Annotated in this window: 19 protein-coding genes; 8 read left to right on the forward strand and 11 right to left on the reverse strand. The window is 66.7% G+C overall.

What is annotated here, in order from left to right; genetic code table 11:
- The 9 genes from ispH to coxB form a co-directional block, all read right to left on the reverse strand.
- Positions 1–966 (reverse strand): 4-hydroxy-3-methylbut-2-enyl diphosphate reductase, encoded by a 966-nt coding sequence (ispH, locus tag SI859A1_RS15275; RefSeq protein WP_050767726.1) that lies wholly within the window; start codon positions 964–966, stop codon positions 1–3.
- Positions 967–1162: 196 nt separating this feature from the next.
- Positions 1163–1963 (reverse strand): SURF1 family protein, encoded by an 801-nt coding sequence (locus SI859A1_RS15280; protein WP_009210615.1) that lies wholly within the window; start codon positions 1961–1963, stop codon positions 1163–1165.
- The gene (locus tag SI859A1_RS15285) at positions 1953–2342 is read right to left on the reverse strand and encodes a DUF983 domain-containing protein (RefSeq protein WP_040325885.1); all 390 of its coding nucleotides are present in this window, start codon (positions 2340–2342) and stop codon (positions 1953–1955) included. The genes SI859A1_RS15280 and SI859A1_RS15285 overlap by 11 nt, the downstream gene beginning before the upstream one ends.
- A gap of 121 nt (positions 2343–2463) precedes the next feature.
- Positions 2464–3339, reverse strand: a complete 876-nt coding sequence (locus SI859A1_RS15290; protein WP_009210616.1) for a cytochrome c oxidase subunit 3 — start codon at positions 3337–3339, stop codon at positions 2464–2466.
- 113 nt (positions 3340–3452) lie between these two features.
- Complete coding sequence (locus tag SI859A1_RS15295) at positions 3453–4076, reverse strand: cytochrome c oxidase assembly protein (protein WP_009210617.1); 624 nt, start codon at positions 4074–4076, stop codon at positions 3453–3455.
- Positions 4073–4207, reverse strand: coding sequence for a cytochrome c oxidase system small membrane protein (locus tag SI859A1_RS22330; RefSeq protein WP_040325886.1), 135 nt, complete (start codon positions 4205–4207; stop codon positions 4073–4075). The genes SI859A1_RS15295 and SI859A1_RS22330 overlap by 4 nt, the downstream gene beginning before the upstream one ends.
- Before the next feature lies 1 nt (position 4208).
- Positions 4209–5117 carry a heme o synthase gene (locus SI859A1_RS15305; protein WP_050767727.1) on the reverse strand — a complete coding sequence of 303 codons (909 nt, stop codon included), beginning with the start codon at positions 5115–5117 and terminating at the stop codon, positions 4209–4211.
- Positions 5118–5375: 258 nt separating this feature from the next.
- Positions 5376–6977 carry a cytochrome c oxidase subunit I gene (gene ctaD, locus SI859A1_RS15310; protein ID WP_009210619.1) on the reverse strand — a complete coding sequence of 534 codons (1602 nt, stop codon included), beginning with the start codon at positions 6975–6977 and terminating at the stop codon, positions 5376–5378.
- Positions 6978–7004: 27 nt separating this feature from the next.
- On the reverse strand, positions 7005–7916 hold the full coding sequence (coxB, locus tag SI859A1_RS15315; RefSeq protein WP_009210620.1) for a cytochrome c oxidase subunit II: 912 nt from the start codon (positions 7914–7916) through the stop codon (positions 7005–7007).
- Positions 7917–8278: 362 nt separating this feature from the next.
- Here coxB and SI859A1_RS15320 point away from each other — a divergent pair, with 362 nt between their 5' ends.
- The 3 genes from SI859A1_RS15320 to SI859A1_RS15330 all read left to right on the forward strand — a co-directional run bounded on the left by SI859A1_RS15320 (position 8279) and on the right by SI859A1_RS15330 (position 11091).
- Entirely contained in the window at positions 8279–8791 is a 513-nt protein-coding gene (locus tag SI859A1_RS15320) for an invasion associated locus B family protein (RefSeq protein WP_009210621.1), read from the forward strand.
- Between the two features lie 123 nt (positions 8792–8914).
- Positions 8915–10330, forward strand: coding sequence for a metalloprotease TldD (tldD, locus tag SI859A1_RS15325; RefSeq protein ID WP_009210622.1), 1416 nt, complete (start codon positions 8915–8917; stop codon positions 10328–10330).
- Between the two features lie 56 nt (positions 10331–10386).
- Complete coding sequence (locus SI859A1_RS15330) at positions 10387–11091, forward strand: NAD-dependent deacylase (RefSeq protein WP_009210623.1); 705 nt, start codon at positions 10387–10389, stop codon at positions 11089–11091.
- An 18-nt stretch (positions 11092–11109) separates the two neighbouring features.
- Here SI859A1_RS15330 and pdxH read toward each other — a convergent pair whose 3' ends face one another.
- A complete protein-coding gene (gene pdxH / locus SI859A1_RS15335; RefSeq protein ID WP_040325887.1) occupies positions 11110–11733 on the reverse strand; it encodes a pyridoxamine 5'-phosphate oxidase in 624 nt (207 codons plus the stop codon).
- Between the two features lie 73 nt (positions 11734–11806).
- On the opposite strand from pdxH, the gene SI859A1_RS20455 reads away from it, so the two are divergent.
- The 4 genes from SI859A1_RS20455 to SI859A1_RS15355 all read left to right on the forward strand — a co-directional run bounded on the left by SI859A1_RS20455 (position 11807) and on the right by SI859A1_RS15355 (position 14931).
- Positions 11807–12244, forward strand: a complete 438-nt coding sequence (locus SI859A1_RS20455; RefSeq protein ID WP_050767559.1) for an RT0821/Lpp0805 family surface protein — start codon at positions 11807–11809, stop codon at positions 12242–12244.
- A gap of 128 nt (positions 12245–12372) precedes the next feature.
- Positions 12373–13341: a DnaJ C-terminal domain-containing protein gene (locus SI859A1_RS15345; protein ID WP_009210625.1), complete on the forward strand. Its 969-nt coding sequence runs from the start codon at positions 12373–12375 to the stop codon at positions 13339–13341.
- A gap of 134 nt (positions 13342–13475) precedes the next feature.
- Positions 13476–14300, forward strand: coding sequence for an enoyl-ACP reductase FabI (gene fabI, locus SI859A1_RS15350; protein ID WP_009210626.1), 825 nt, complete (start codon positions 13476–13478; stop codon positions 14298–14300).
- Positions 14301–14337: 37 nt separating this feature from the next.
- Positions 14338–14931, forward strand: coding sequence for a histidine phosphatase family protein (locus tag SI859A1_RS15355; RefSeq protein ID WP_009210627.1), 594 nt, complete (start codon positions 14338–14340; stop codon positions 14929–14931).
- A gap of 7 nt (positions 14932–14938) precedes the next feature.
- Here the strand turns inward: SI859A1_RS15355 and SI859A1_RS15360 are convergent, their stop codons facing one another.
- Positions 14939–15187 carry a DUF1344 domain-containing protein gene (locus SI859A1_RS15360; protein ID WP_040325888.1) on the reverse strand — a complete coding sequence of 83 codons (249 nt, stop codon included), beginning with the start codon at positions 15185–15187 and terminating at the stop codon, positions 14939–14941.
- A gap of 220 nt (positions 15188–15407) precedes the next feature.
- On the opposite strand from SI859A1_RS15360, the gene aroC reads away from it, so the two are divergent.
- Positions 15408–16502 (forward strand): chorismate synthase, encoded by a 1095-nt coding sequence (aroC, locus tag SI859A1_RS15365; RefSeq protein WP_009210628.1) that lies wholly within the window; start codon positions 15408–15410, stop codon positions 16500–16502.
- Positions 16503–16570 lie beyond the last annotated feature (68 nt).

The raw sequence follows: 16570 nt of genomic DNA on the forward strand, positions 1-16570 counted from the left end.
TCAGCCCTGCCCGTTGACGAAGGCCATGTCGACGGGCGTCAGCGGCGTCTGGCGCAGGCTGCGCATGACGGGGAAGTTCTCGTTCTCCTCCGCCGTGCGCACGAGCTCGATGGTCACGTCGTAGCGGTCGCGGAAGGAATCGACGATGGCGTCGACGAGGATTTCCGGGGCCGAGGCGCCAGCCGACATCGCCACCACCCCGCCGGGCTTCACGCAGTCCCAGGGCAGGTCCTGCGGTCCCTCCACCAGCGCGCCCTGCATCGCGCCGGAGCGCTCGGCGACCTCGACGAGGCGGAGCGAGTTCGACGAGTTCGGCGCGCCGACGATGAGAAACAGGTCGGCGCCCGGCGCGGCCGCCTTCACGGCGTCCTGGCGGTTGGTCGTGGCGTAGCAGATCGATTCCGACGAGGGCGCCTGCATCTGCGGGAACCGCGCCTGCAACACCGCGATGATCCCCGCGGTGTCGCCGACCGAGAGCGTGGTCTGGGTCACGAAGCCCAGCGCCTCCGGATCAGCCGGCACATATTCGGCCGCGTCGGCCTCGGTCTCGATCAGCGTGACGCTGCCCTCTGGCAACTGCCCCATCGTGCCGATGACCTCCGGATGACCGCGATGCCCGATCAGCAGCACATGGCGGCCGAGCCGCGTGTGGCGCATGGCCTGCTTGTGGACCTTGGAGACCAGCGGACAGGTCGCGTCCAGGTAGAGCAGATCGCGGGCTTCGGCGGCGGCCGGCACCGACTTCGGCACGCCATGGGCCGAGAACACCACCGGCTGGCCGTCATCGGGGACCGAATCCAGTTCCTCGACGAAGATGGCGCCCTTGCTGCGCAGCCCTTCCACGACATAGCGGTTGTGGACGATCTCGTGCCGCACATAGACCGGCGCGCCGTATTTCTTCAGCGCCAGCACGACGATCTGGATGGCCCGGTCGACGCCGGCGCAGAAGCCGCGCGGCTCGCACATGCGGATCGTCAGCTTCGGTTTGGTGGCTGTTGCGGACAAGAAGAGCTCCGGGCTGTTCGGCAGGGCGAATGTCGCGCCGAATGAAGGGATGCGACGCATGGGTGTCAAGCCTCGCGGCGCTTGTGGCGCAGCATTGCGGCACGCAGACGATGGGCCTTAAGGGACGGCACCAGCATGTCGCCGGCGGCCGCCTGGCTCAGCGCGCTTCGCGCCTGGCAGCACGAAGATCGCCGACGATCAGCATCCCCGTCATGACGATCAGCACCAGCGCCAGCCCGTACCAGGTGATGGCGTATTGCAGGTGATTGTTCGGGATGTCGATGACGGTGGTGCCGCCGATGGGCCCACCATCCGGCGTCTCGGCCCGCCCGGCATCGACGAAGAACGGCAGCACCGTGACCCCGGCATCCAGCGTCAGCCCCTCGGCCATGGCATCGATGTCGCGCCAGAAGAAGGTGTCGTTGCCCGGCTCGTTGTCCGGCACGAAATAGCCCGGCGTCTCGCGCGGCGGGTCGCGCGCGAGCCCCGTGACCGACACCACGCCCTCGCTTTGCCCCTCGGCACGGCTCGCCGGATCGCGCATCTCGTAGGGCACATAACCGCGATTGACGAAGACGACCGCGTTGGCATCGGTCATAAGCGGCGTGAAGACGTTCCAGCCGGGTTTGCCCTCGAAGGTCGTCAGCATGAAGCGCTCGCCCTCATGCAGGAACCGGCCGGTGACGGTCACCGGCGTGTAATCCACATCGCCGGTGTCGGCGAAGCGGGCACGCAGCGTCGCCAGATCGATCGGCTCGGCATGGACGCGGGCGTCGATACGCTCCAGCATCGCCTGCTTCCATTGCATCCGCTCGACCTGCCACGAGCCCAGCCCGAGGAGGATCGCGATCCCGACGAGGCAGGCGAGAAGCGCGAACCAGAACTTGCCGCGCGACATGCGGCGGGGAACGTATCCGACGCCGCCTGCGCCGATGGACGATGCGGAATCAGACATCATCGCGAAGCCGGCCTTCCGAGGCGTTGTGGCGATACTGCATGGCGATCATCAGGCCTTTCAGCGCACGCAGGAGCGGCAGGGCCAGCCCGAGGATCAGCGGCAACCACAGGAGAAAATGCAACCAGAGCGGCGGATCGTAGGCGACCTCCACCCACAGGGCCATGCCGACCACGATGAAGCCGACGATCAGGATCACGAAGACCGCCGGGCCGTCGCCCGGATCGATGAAGCCGTAGTCGAGGTCGCAGTTCGAGCAGCGCGGCGCCACCGTCAGGAAGCCGGCGAACAGCTTGCCGTCGCCGCAGCGCGGGCAGCGACCGAGGACACCGGCCTTCACCGGGTCGGCTGCTGTCTCGGGGCGTCCGCCTGTGTCGCTCAAATGCTCACTCCGTCATGGCTGGCCGGGACTTGCCGCGCGCGCCGCAAGCGCGCGCATGGTCCTGAAACGAAGAAGGCGGCACATCGCTGCGCCGCCCCCGGAAACTCTGTCGTCGCGCCGATTACTCGACGTGGATCGCGGCGCCCCAGCTGCCCCACACATAGATGCAGAAGAAGAGGAACAGCCAGACGACGTCGACGAAGTGCCAGTACCAGGCGGCCGCCTCGAAGCCGAAATGCTTCTGCGGGCTGAACTGGTGCTTCACGGCGCGCAGCAGGCAGACCGCCAGGAAGATCGTGCCGACCAGCACGTGGAAGCCGTGGAACCCGGTCGCCATGAAGAAGGTCGAGCCGTAGATCGAGCCGCCGAAGGCGAAAGGCGCGTGGGCATATTCGTAATACTGGACGTAGGAGAAGATCACGCCGAGCACCACGGTGAGGGCAAGCCCCCAGATGAGGCCCTTGCGGTCGTTGTGCAGCAGCGCGTGGTGCGCCCAGGTCACGGTCGTGCCCGACAGCAGCAGCGTGATCGTGTTGAACAGCGGCAGGTGCAGCGGATCGAGGACCTCGATGCCCTGCGGCGGCCACTGACCACCCAGCACTTCCGTGCGGGCCGCCTGGATCGCCTCGTTCGGGAACAGGCTGGCGTCGAAGAACGCCCAGAACCAAGCCACGAAGAACATCACCTCGGAGGCGATGAACATGATCATGCCGTAGCGCAGATGCAGCGAGACGGCGCGGGTATGCGCGCCCTCCTGGCCTTCCTTGATGGTGTCCGACCACCAGCCGAACATCACATAGAGGACGATCGCGAGACCGAGGAAGAAGATCCACGGGCCGGCGAAATCGATGCCGAACATGACGAACTGACCGCCGGACGCATAGCGCATGAAGCCGACGAGACCGATCATCATGATGAAGGCCCCGGCCGAGGCTATGAACGGCCACGGGCTCGGATCGATGATGTGATAGTCATGCTTGGCGTGCGTGTCGGCCATCGCGGGTCCCCGGTCTCGTTCTGAATGCCCTGCGGTCTGCTTAGCGAAACTCGCTCGGCAACTCCAGCATCTGATTGGTCTTTTCGACAGTCACCGCGATCGCCCGCGGCTCTCTAGAGTTGATCGGTCGTCGGTGTTCTCGTCGTCTCGCTCTTGCTGGCGGCCACCGGGGCCTCCGCTTCGTCGAGCGGGAAGAAGGTATAGGACAGGGTGATCCCCGGCGCGTCCTTGAGTTCCTCGGCCTCCAGCATGTCCGGATCGACATAGAAGACGATCGGCATGTCGGTCTCTTCGCCCGGCTGCAGGATCTGGTTGTCGAAGCAGAAGCAGGCGATCTTGTTAAAGTAGACGCCGGCCGCCACCGGGGTGACGTTGAAGGTCGCCTGGGCCCGAACCGGCTTGTCCGACAGGTTCTTGACGTGGAAGCTGGTCTCGCGGGTTTCGCCCAGCTTGACGGTCACCTCGCGGTCGTTCGGACCGAACTTCCACGGCAGGCCCGGCGCGACATTGCCGTCGAACCGAACCAGCACCGTCTGGTCGATCACCTGGCTCGGCGCGGTCTCGGCGCGCTGGGTGGTGCCGCCATAGCCGGTGACCTGGCAGAACAGGTAGTAGAGCGGCACCGAGGCATAGGCGGCGCCGACCATGCCTACCGCGAAGGCGGCGCAGGCAACGGCGATGACGAGGCCGCGGCGCCGTGCCGGCTGCGCGGATGCGTTGTGCTGGGTGTCGGTCATGTCGACAGCTTCGCGAGAGTGACGAAATAGAAGATCACCACCAGCGAGATCAAAACGATGCCGATGGCGATGGAGCGATTGCGCCGGGCGCGCTGCTGCGCCTCGGTCAGGCGGATGCGATCATCGTCCATCTCAGTACCACCCCGCCGGCAGCAGCGACCGTGCGACGGCTTCGCCGAGCAGGATCACGAAGAGCGCGAACAGATAGACGATCGAGAAGGCGAACAGCTTCTTGGCCGGCAGCATCTTCTCGTCGCCGTCCGGCATCCGGAACGTCGCATAGGCGTGGCGCAGGAAGTTCGCGCCGAGCAGCACCGAGGCGACACCGTAGACCGGACCGGCGAAGCCGAGCAGCCAGGGGGCGATGCCGACCGGCACGAGGACCAGCGAATAGAGGAAGATCTGGAGGCGCGTTGCCCGCTCGCCGGCGACGTTCGGCAGCATCGGCACGCCGACGCTGCCGTAATCCTTCAGCTTGAACATGGCCAGCGCCCAGAAATGCGGCGGCGTCCAGAGGAAGATGATCAGGAACAGGACGATGCTCTCGATCGCCACGCCACCGGTTACGGCGGCCCAGCCGACCATCGGCGGAAACGCCCCGGCCGCACCGCCGATGACGATGTTCTGCGGCGTCGAGCGCTTCAGACCCATCGTGTAGATCACGGCGTAGAAGAAGATGGTGAAGGCCAGGAGCCCGGCGGCGAACCAGTTGGACGCCAGTCCCAGCATGGAGACGGCCAGCAGCGACAGGATCAGGCCGAAGGCCAGCGCTGCCTCGCGATCGATGCGGCCCGCCGGGATCGGCCGGTTGGCGGTGCGCGTCATCACCGCGTCGATATCGGAATCGTACCACATGTTCAGCGCGCCCGAGGCGCCCGCCCCGATGGCGATCGACAGGATCGAGATCACCGCCAGCGTCGGGTGGATGGCGCCGGGCGCCAGCGCCATGCCGGTGATCGCGGTCAGCACCACGAGCGACATCACCCGCGGCTTCAACAGGGCGATGTAGTCACGCGGCTCCGCCATGCTGATCGCCGGCATCGCGTTGGTGTGATTTGCGTCGAGAAGCGTCAAGTCGAACCTCGAACCCGTTCGGCGCGATCCTGGCCCCGTCTGGAGCCGGTCGTCATGCGAACCGTTGCGTCGTTCTGCCATCGGCCTTGTTCCACATCCGTCGGGATGCCGCGCCGTGGCTTGCAGTCGCGGCTCCCGGACTGCGGAACCGTCAGACGATCAGGCATCCCGGATACAGGAATCCGGGATGCCGATTGATGTGCGGGAGACTGCCTGCGATGGGTCTCAGCGGACCCGCGGCAGCTCTTCCCACTGGTGGTACGGCGGCGGCGAAGGCAGCTGCCATTCCAGCGTCGTCGCACCCTCGCCCCACGGGCTCGGACCGGCGATGCGCTTCTTGGAGAAGGCCTCGAACACACCGTACAGGAACACCAGGACGGCGAAGCCCGAGAGATACGAGCCCATCGAGGACACGTAGTTCCAGCCGGCGAAGGCTTCCGGATAGTCGACATAGCGGCGGGGCATGCCGGCTGCACCCAGGAAGTGCTGCGGGAAGAACACGATGTTCACGCCCACGAAGGTCAGCCAGAAGTGCAGCTTGCCGATCGTCTCGTTGTACATGTAGCCCGACATCTTCGGGAACCAGTAGTACCAGGCCGCGAAGATCGCGAAGACGGCACCCAGCGACAGCACGTAGTGGAAGTGGGCGACGACGTAGTAGGTGTCGTGCAGCACGCGGTCCATGCCGGCGTTGGCCAGCTTCACACCCGTCACACCGCCGACGGTGAACAGGAAGATGAAGCCGATCGCCCACAGCATCGGGGTCCGGAAGCTCAGCGAGCCGCCCCACATCGTCGCGATCCACGAGAAGATCTTGATGCCGGTGGGAACCGCGATGACCATCGTCGCGAAGACGAAGTAGCGCTGCGTGTTGAGCGAGATGCCGGTGGTGTACATGTGGTGGGCCCACACGACGAAGCCGACGACACCGATCGCGACCATGGCGTAGGCCATGCCGAGATAGCCGAAGACCGGCTTCTTGGAGAAGGTCGAGATGATGTGGCTGACGATGCCGAAGCCCGGCAGGATCAGGATGTACACTTCCGGGTGACCGAAGAACCAGAACAGGTGCTGGTACAGGATCGGATCACCACCGCCGGCCGGCGAGAAGAACGTCGTGCCGAAATTGCGGTCGGTCAGAAGCATGGTGATCGCGCCGGCCAGAACCGGGAGCGAGAGCAGCAGCAGGAACGCCGTCACCAGCACGGACCAGGCGAACAGCGGCATCTTGTGCAGCGTCATGCCGGGGGCGCGCATGTTCAGGATCGTGGTGATGAAGTTGATCGCACCGAGGATCGACGAGGCGCCCGCGATATGCAGCGAGAAGATCGCCAGATCGACGGCCGGCCCGGGGTGACCCGAGGTCGACAGCGGCGGATACATGGTCCAGCCCGTGCCGGCGCCGTTCGAGCCCGGCGCGCCTTCGACGAACATCGACAGGATCAGCAGCGGGAAGGAGAAGGCGAGCAGCCAGAACGAGATGTTGTTCAGCCGGGGGAACGCCATGTCCGGCGCGCCGATCATGATCGGCACCATCCAGTTGGCGAAGCCACCGATCAGCGCCGGCATGACCATGAAGAAGATCATGATCAGGCCGTGGCCCGTCGTGAACACGTTGTAGAGCTGCGGGTCGCCGAAGATCTGCAGACCCGGCTCCTGGAGCTCCATGCGCATGGCGATCGACAGCGCACCGCCGATGATGCCCGCGCAGATCGAGAAGATCAGGTAGAGCGTCCCGATGTCCTTGTGGTTGGTCGAATAGACCCAACGCCGCCAGCCGGACGGCATGTGCGCGTCGTGGGCATCGTGAGTGGCACCATATGCCATATCGAGCTCCCTCAAACCCTGTTCGTGTTAGCGGCCGGCCACGGCGACGGAGTCGCCGGACTGGATCCGCGCCGTCAGCTGTGCATTGGCGTCCTCGAGGCTGCCCGACGCGGTGGAGTACCACGCGGCGAACTGCTCCTTGGACACGACGCGCACGGCGATCGGCATGTTGTAATGGGACTGGCCGCAGAGCTCGGAGCACTGGCCGTAGAAGATGCCCTCGCGCTGCGCCTCGAACCAGTATTCGTTGAGGCGGCCCGGCACGGCATCGACCTTCACGCCCATGGACGGCAGGGCGAAGGAATGGATCACGTCGGCCGAGGTCGAGATCAGGCGGATGACGGTATCGACCGGCACCACCATCTCGTTGTCGACGGCAAGAAGGTGCGGATAGACGTTGCGATCAGCCTTGCCGGTGGTGTCGCGGTCGTCATCGAGCAGCGGGTAGGATTCGAAGGAAACCGTCTCGGCCTCCGCTTCGGCCGACACTTCGGACGGCTGGTACTCGTAACCCCAGTACCACTGGTAGCCGGTCGCCTTGACGGTCAGCTCCGGCTCGCTCGGCGGATTGTACTGCGCCGTCAGAAGCTGGAAGGACGGCACTGCCAGGAACAGCAGGATAATCACCGGCGCGAGCGTCCAGACGACCTCGATCATGGTGTTGTGGCTGGTGCGCGAGGCAACCGGGTTTCGCGAGGCGCGATAGCGGAACACCACCCAGGCCAGCAGCGCGGCGACCAGGATGGTGATCGGGATGATGAAGGCGAGCGTGTAGTTGCTGAACCAGTGGATCTGCGCCTCGATGGGAGACAGCGCTTCCTGCAGTCCCATCTGCCAGGGGTGGGGCTGACCCGGGATCAGGTCACTCTCCTGTGCGACAGCCGTTCCGGCAGTCCCCATGGATGCCATCGCGGCAAAGATCGATCGTTTCACTCGCATTGTCTCCCTGCGCGCTCGTGCGTCAGTGGTGGGAACCGGCGTTTCGGGGACGAATAGCGCCTGCCGCCATCCGGCGCCAGCACCGGCATCCCGCGAAATCGGAAGAATCTTCGGCTCGCCGCTTAAAACCACGAAACCCGACGCGCCGCAACATCTTAGAACCATCGCAAGCTTGCGGCATTTTTGCGCTGGACCCGGCATTCCGGCGCCTTCATGGCATCGTCGCGCGGACGATTCGCATTGCCGCGACCGGGCCGGTTTGTCGCCGCGCCGGCCCGTTCTCCTCGACGGACGCTGTCCGGTAACCATTTGTTTGCTATAACGCCGGCACATTCCAATCCAGTCTCGAACCGGATGACCCGATGATCAGAACCCTTCAGACGGCGGCTGCGGCCCTCGCCCTTTGCGCCGCCAGCCTTCACCCGGCCTTCGCCCAGTCCGGCGCGACCGGCACCGTGAAGTCCCAGCACGGCGCCTGGGCCATCGTCTGCGACCAGCCGGCGGGCGCCTCGGGCGACCAGTGCGCGCTCCTGCAGAACGTCGTCGCAGAGGACAGGCCGGAGATCGGCCTGTCGATCGTCGCCCTGAAGACGGCCGACCAGCAGGCCCGGATCCTGCGCGTCCTGGCGCCACTCGGCATTCTGCTGCCGAACGGTCTCGGCCTCTATGTCGACGGCAAGGATATCGGCCGCGCGCAGTTCGTGCGCTGCTTCGACGACGGTTGCTATGCCGAGGTGATCCTCGCCGACGAACTGCTGAAGACGCTGTCGGGCGGCGCCACCGCCACCTTCATCGTCTTCCAGACCCCCGAACAGGGCATCGGCATCCCGGTCGATCTCAACGGTTTCGCCGACGGCTTCGCCGCCCTCCCCTGACGCCTCAGAAGACACGTTTGTGCGCCCGGCGCGGACCGCCGGCCACCGCGTCGCGCGGCGCCCCTGTTGGCAGGCGGCGCCGCGACGCTTATCTGCGGGGCCTGTTGCCAGAGGAGTCCTGCCATGTCCGTGTCGCTGATCGAGCGCTTCGACATCTCGCGCGCCGAGATCGACGCGATTCTCGGGGAAACCCTGTCCGGTGCCGATGATGGCGAACTGTTCCTCGAATACCGCGAATCGGAATCGCTGGTCTTCGACAATGGTCGCCTGAAGGCCGGCAATTTCTCCACCGACCAGGGCTTCGGCCTGAGGGCGGTGGCCGGCGAGGCCGTCGGCTACGCCCATGCCGGCGACTTTTCCGATGCCGCGCTGAAGCGCGCCGCACAGGCGGTGTCCGCCGTGAAGACCGGTCGCAATGGCACCTATGCCGAAGCGCCGGCCGGCACCAACCACAAGGTCTATGGCGACGAGAACCCGATCCCCTCGCCGGGCTTCGAGGCGAAGGTCAGGCTGCTCCAAGATATTGACGCCTATCTGCGCGGCCAGGGCGACGACGTGCGCCAGGTCTCCGTCACGCTCGGCTCGCAATGGCAGAATGTCGAGATCCTGCGCGCCGACGGCCGGCTGGTGAAGGATGTGCGCCCGCTCGTGCGCATCAACGTCTCCGTCGTCTGCGGCGAAGGCGACCGGCAGGAATCGGGCTCCTTCGGCGCCGGCGGGCGGACCGGCTTTTCGGAATTCTTCGTCACCGAGAACTGGCAGGCCATCGCCGACAAGGCGATCGCCCAGGCCCGCGTCAATCTGCGGGCGGTCGCCGCGCCCGCCGGCACCTTCGACATCGTGCTGGCCTCGGGCTGGCCCGGCGTCATGCTGCACGAGGCGGTCGGCCATGGGCTGGAAGGCGACTTCAATCGCAAGAAGACCTCGGCCTTCTCCGGCCTGATGGGCGAGCAGGTCGCCGCGAAGGGCATCACCGTGGTCGACGACGGGACGGTGGCCGAGCGCCGCGGCTCGCTGACCATCGACGACGAGGGCACGCCCTCCAACCGCACGGTGCTGATCGAGGACGGCAAACTGGTCGGCTACATGCAGGACCGCCAGAACGGCCGGCTGATGGGCATGGCCTCCACCGGCAACGGCCGGCGCCAGTCCTATGCCCACGTGCCGATGCCGCGCATGACCAACACGATGATGCTGGATGGTCCGCACACGCCGGAGGAGATCCTTGCCTCGGTGAAGGACGGCATCTATGCCGTCTCCTTCGGCGGCGGGCAGGTCGACATCACCTCGGGCAAGTTCGTCTTCGGCTGCACCGAGGCCTACCGCATCCGCGACGGCAAGGTGGCCGAGCCTGTGAAGGGCGCCATGCTGATCGGCAACGGCCCGGAGGCGATGCACCGGGTCTCGATGGTCGGCAACGACGTGGCGCTGGATACCGGCATCGGCATGTGCGGCAAGAACGGCCAGGGCGTGCCGGTCGGCGTCGGCCAGCCGCATCTGCGCATGGACCGCATGACGGTGGGCGGCACCGAGACCTGAGCCGCCGCCGTCGTCTCGCAGCCCTTCCGATCGCGCCCCGATAGCGGACGAGTGCCATGCAGTTCCAGTCGATCCTCATCCTGACAGGTGCCGGCATCTCGGCCGAATCCGGCGTCGACACGTTTCGCGACGTCGGCGGGATCTGGTCGAAGGTCCGGCTGGAGGACGTGGCGACGCCGGAGGGCTTCGCCCGCGACCCGGCCATGGTCCATGATTTCTACAACCAGCGGCGGGCCGGGCTCGCCGGCGTAAAGCCCAACCCGGCCCATCACGCTCTGGCGCGGCTGGAGCGAGAGTTTTCCGGCAGCGTCACGGTGGTCACCCAGAACATCGACGATCTGCACGAGCGGGCCGGCTCGCGCGGCGTGATCCACATGCATGGCGAACTGGCGAAAGCGCTCTGCGCCCGCTGCGGCACACGCGGCCCGTCGCCCGATCAGCTGTCGACGGAGCTGGCCTGCCGCCAGTGCGGCAGCCTGGCGGGCATGCGGCCGGACGTCGTCTGGTTCGGCGAAATGCCGTACCACATGGACATGATCTACGACCGCCTGGCCGCGGCCGACCTGTTCGTGTCGATCGGCACCAGCGGCGCGGTCTATCCCGCCGCCGGCTTCGTCGAGGACGCGCGGGCCAATGGCAGCCGCACGCTGGAGCTCAATCTCGAGCCCTCGGCCGGCACCATGCTGTTTTCCGAAGCGCGGCACGGACCGGCCAGCCGCCTCGTCCCCGACTTCGTCGACGAGCTGCTGGCGCGACGCTGAGCCGCAAGCCGTCCGCCCTTACGGGTAGAGCCGTTCCACGTCCCAGCCGTCGCCCGGCTCGCCGCGCCGCGTGAAGACGGCGCGGTCGTGCAGGCGGAACTGGCCGTCGTGCCAGAATTCGATCTGGGTCGGCATCAGGCGGAAGCCCGACCAGTGCGGCGGCCGCGGAACCGGGCCGTCGCCATATTCGGCGCCAAGCGCGGCGACCTTCTCCTCCAGCACGGCCCGGCTTGCCAGCGGGCGCGACTGGTCGGAAGCCCAGGCACCGATGCGGCTTCCCTGCGGGCGCGAGGCGAAATAGGCGTCGGCCTCGGCGTCCGAGACGATCTCGACCGGACCGCGCACACGCACCTGCCGGCGCAGCGACTTCCAGTGGAAGCACATCGCCGCCTTGCGGCTGGCCAGAAGCTGGGCCCCTTTGGCGCTCTCGAAATTCGTGTAGAAGACGAAACCGCGCGCGTCGAACTCCTTCAACAGGACCATGCGCACGTCCGGCAGGCCGGATGGGTCGACCGTCGCCAGCGCCACCGCGCCGGGATCGTTGGGCTCGCTCGCCTCGGCGTCTTCCAGCCAGGCCGAAAACAGCGCGATCGGATCGTCGCCGACGGGTCTTTCACCAAGAGTTAAGGCTTCGCTAGCCATTATCGTCATGATCCTTTGCATATGACATCGTCGCAACGATTCGCGGCGCGGCGCCGTAACAGATAAGAGATCGATGGCATCGTTCCAAATTCTCCTGGCCGGCCTGCTTGCGCTCGCGCTCGGCGGATGCGTGGTCGCCGGCCCGAATGCAGCCGACATGATCGACGACACGCTGATCACCGGCTCGATCACGCCGCCCCCTGCCCCCGCGGCCACGGCCGACAATTCGGCGATCCCCGACCTCGAGCGCCTGTCCGACCGGCGCACGGTCCGCAACGCGGTGTCGACCGCCGACATCGAGGCGGCGGCCAAGAGCTATCCCTGGGCCAATCCGCAGACCGGCACCAATGGCGTGATCAGCGCCCTGCAGGAGGTGCGCAACGGCTCGCGCATCTGCCGGACCTTCCAGACCTCGCGCCAGCGCTTCGACGGCGTCGCGCTCTACAATGGCGAGGCCTGCACCACCGGTGCCGGCGAATGGGCCCTGGTGCGCTTCGACGAGAACGGCTGAGGCGACACCGCCGCCGATCCGGGCCCTCGACCCTTAAATTTCACGATGGCATCCACCATATAGGCGCAGGGCGCGGTCCCGCCGCGTCACATTCGCCCAGCCATCATTCGTGAAGGACCCATTGCGTCATGCGCGACCCTTACGCCGTCCTCGGCGTTGCCAAGACAGCGAGCGAAAAGGAGATCAAATCCGCCTTTCGCAAGCTCGCCAAGCAATATCATCCGGATGCCAATGCCAGCGATCCGAAGGCTGCGGCGCGTTTCAACGAGGCCAATCAGGCCTATGAGATTCTCGGTGACAAGGACAAGCGCGCGCAGTTCGACCGAGGCGAGATCGACGCCGAGGGCAAGGCGAAGTTCCAGGGCTTCGGCGGCGGTGGCGGCAGCCCGTTCGGTGCCGGCGGCTTCGGCGGCGGGCGCGGCCAGCGGCCGGGCGGCTTCGACTTCCGCTCGACGGGCGGCCCCGAGGATCTGGGCGGCGACGGCCTGTTCTCGGACTTCTTCGAGCAGGCCTTTGCCGGCGCGGCCGGCGGCCGTCGTTCGGCCGGACCCGGCTTTGCCGGCGCCCGCAACGCCAGCACCAGGGGCGAGGACATCAACGCCAATCTGAAGGTGAAGCTGGCCGACGTCGTTTCCGGCGCCAAGGTCGAGGCGATCTTCCCGACCGGCAAGCGGCTGGCGATCCGGCTGCCGGAAGGCGTCGAGGACGGCCAGACGATCCGCCTCAAGGGTCAGGGCCAGCCGGCCCCGGTGCCCGGCGGCAAGCCGGGCGACGCGTTGGTCACCGTGCAGTTCGCACCCCATCCGCGCTTTCGCATCGATGGCCGTGACCTGATCCACGATCTGCCCGTTCCGCTGAAGACCGCGGTGCTCGGCGGCAAGGTCGAGGTCGAGACCCTCGACGGCCGCATCGCGCTGACCATTCCGGCCTGGACGAATTCCGGCAAGACCTTCCGCCTGCGCGGCAAGGGCCTGACGACGAAGGCCGGCGGACGCGGCGATCTGATGGCGTCGGTGCGCATCATGCTGCCCGAGGGTGACGCCGATCTCGCCGCGCTATTCCGGAAACAGGCCGAGCGCGAAGACGCCATCGGCTGATCGGCCACGGTCGCCCGGCAAACGACGCCCCCGCCGGACGGGGCGGCGCAAGCGTGCTTGAAGGCCCGGCGGGGCTATGCCATACCCGCCGCCGCCAAAGCATTGTTTGCACGCTGTCTTGAGGGAGTCGCGCCATGGCCGAATCGAAGGGTCTGATGACCGGCAAGCGTGGCCTCGTGATGGGCGTCGCGAACAACCGCTCGATTGCCTGGGGCATCGCCAAGGCGGCCCGCGAGGCCGGCGCGGAACTCGCCTTCACCTATCAGGGCGACGCGCTGCGCAAGCGGGTCGAACCGCTGGCCAAGGAGCTCGACGCCCTGGTCGTCGGCCATTGCGACGTCAGCGACGCCGCCTCCATCGATGCCTGCTTCAAGACCATCGAGGACGAATGGGGCAAGCTCGACTTCCTCGTCCACGCCATCGGCTTTTCCGACAAGGACGAGCTGACCGGTCGCTATGTCGACACGAGCGAGGCGAATTTCTCCAAGACCATGCTGATCTCGGTCTATTCCTTCACGGCGGTCGCCCAGCGCGCCGAGAAGCTGATGACCGATGGCGGCTCGATGCTGACCATGTCGTATTACGGCGCCGAGAAGGTGATGCCGAACTACAATGTCATGGGCGTCGCCAAGGCGGCGCTCGAGGCCAGCGTGCAGTATCTGGCGGTCGATCTCGGCCCGAAGAACATCCGCGTCAATGCCATCTCCGCCGGCCCGATCAAGACGCTGGCCGCCTCCGGCATCGGCGATTTCCGCTACATCCTCAAATGGAACGAGTACAATGCGCCGCTGCGCCGTACCGTGACCATCGACGAGGTGGGCGATGTCGGCCTCTATTTCCTGTCGGATCTGTCGCGCTCGGTGACCGGCGAAATCCACCATGCCGATTCGGGCTACCACGTGGTCGGCATGAAGGCCGTCGACGCGCCCGACATCTCGGTGGTCAAGGACCTGCCGTAAGTCGGTCCCTCTCTCCGACGCCATGGCGGATGCTGCGATGATTTCGACCGAACTCTATCTCTGCCGCCACGGCCAGACCGACTGGAACGCCGAGGGGCGGCTGCAGGGTCAGGAAGACATTCCGCTCAACGCCCTCGGCCGCGAGCAGGCCCGGCGCAATGGCCTGTGCCTGCGCAACATCCTCGGCGCCGGCGCCTCCGGCTTCAGCTTCCTGTCGAGCCCGCTCGGCCGCGCCGTCGAGACGATGCGGATCATCCGCACCGAACTGGACCTTCCCCCGGACGATTTCGAGACCGATCCGCGCCTGGTTGAGCTGCATTTCGGCGACTGGCAGGGCTCCACCCTCGACGAGGTCCGCAAGAGCGATCCGGAGGGGCCGAAGCGGCGCAAGGCCGACAAGTGGAATTTCGTGCCCCCGGGCGAGAAGGCCGAATCCTATGCGCTGCTGGCCGAACGGGTGCGCCCCGTCTTCGAAAACCTGTCGCGGCCGACCATCGTGACCGCCCATGGCGGCGTGTCGCGCTGCATCCTGCGCATGTATGGCGGCTTCGACGACCGGGCGGCCGCCCGCGGCGACATCGCCCAGGACCGCATCCTGCACTGGCTCGACGGCGGGCTGACCTGGGTCTGAGCGCTGCTCAGCCGGCGTCGACGATGCGCAGGGTCTCGGTCTCGCCGAAGATCAGCACGACGTCCATGCCGGGCTCGACGACGTCGTAGTCGAAATTCTCCGGCAGGCGGTAGGTGACGCCGTCGCTGAGCCGCAACTGGGCGTGCTCGCGGTCGATCGCCTCGATGGTGCCGTCGACTTCTTCCGCCATGGCCGGGATCGTCATCGCCACGGTGAGAAAGGACGTCGCGAAGAATGCGAGAATCTGCCTGGTCACTGTATGGTCCTTCCACCTTTCGCCGCGACCGCCATCATGGCGCGCGGCGTTCTCGCTGCCCCTCTCCGGGGCGTCTGTCAGCTGCGATGTTTGGCCCCGATTGTGTCAATTCTCGTGCGCGGAAATTACAATTCGTTTCGATCCGTTGCATTTGACGGATTTGGTTAAGCTAACGTAAGCGAGGCGTCCTCCAGGCCTCTTCTCCTTTCGGCGGAATTCCATGTCCCACAACAGCTTCGGTCATCTCTTTCGCGTCACCACCTGGGGCGAGAGCCACGGGATTGCGATCGGCTGCGTGGTCGACGGGACGCCGCCGGGAACCCGGTTCTCGGAAGCCGGCATCCAGGCCTATCTCGACAAGCGCCGCCCCGGCCAGTCGCGCTACACCACACAGCGCCAGGAGCCCGACCAGGTGCGGGTGCTGTCCGGCGTCATGCCGGGCGAGGCCGAAGGCGAACTCGTCGCCACCGGCACGCCGATCGCGCTGGAGATCCAGAACACCGACCAGCGCTCGAAGGACTATTCCGACATCGCCCGGCGCTACCGGCCCGGCCATGCCGACATCACCTACGACATGAAATACGGCGTGCGGGACTATCGCGGCGGCGGCCGGTCCTCGGCCCGCGAGACCGCCACCCGCGTGGCTGCCGGCGCCGTCGCCCGGCAGATCGTGCCGGGCCTGACGGTCCGCGCGGCCCTCGTCCAGATCGGCACCATCGCCATCGACCGCAGCCGCTGGGACTGGGACGAGGTCGATCGCAACCCGTTCTTCTGCCCGGACGCCGAGACCGCCGAACGCTGGGCCGAGCATCTGGACGCCGTGCGCAAGAGCGGCTCGTCGGTCGGCGCCATCGTCGAGGTGGTCGCCGAGGGCGTGCCCGGCGGCCTCGGCGCGCCGATCTACGCCAAGCTCGACGGCGACATCGCCGCCAACCTGATGTCGATCAACGCCGTGAAGGGCGTCGAGATAGGCGACGGCTTCGCCGCTGCCACCCTGTCGGGCGAGGAGAATGCCGACGAGATCCGCATTGGCCCCGACGGCGCGCCGCAATTCCTGACCAACCATGCCGGCGGCATCCTGGGCGGCATCTCCACCGGCCAGCCGGTCGTGGCGCGCTTCGCCGTCAAACCGACCTCGTCGATCCTCACCCCGACCCGCTCGGTCGATGCGGACGGCAACGAGGTCGACGTGATGACCAAGGGCCGCCACGATCCCTGCGTCGGCATTCGCGCCGTGCCGATCGGCGAGGCGATGGTCGCCTGCGCGGTGGCCGACCATTATCTGCGCCATCGCGGCCAGACCGGACGGGGCTGACACCTCCACGCTCCCGGCACCGGCCGGATCGTCAAACAAATCGTTGAACAGGTCCGCGAGGACGCTAA

The sequence above is a fragment of the Aurantimonas manganoxydans SI85-9A1 genome (assembly GCF_000153465.1).
Taxonomy (GTDB): domain Bacteria; phylum Pseudomonadota; class Alphaproteobacteria; order Rhizobiales; family Rhizobiaceae; genus Aurantimonas; species Aurantimonas manganoxydans.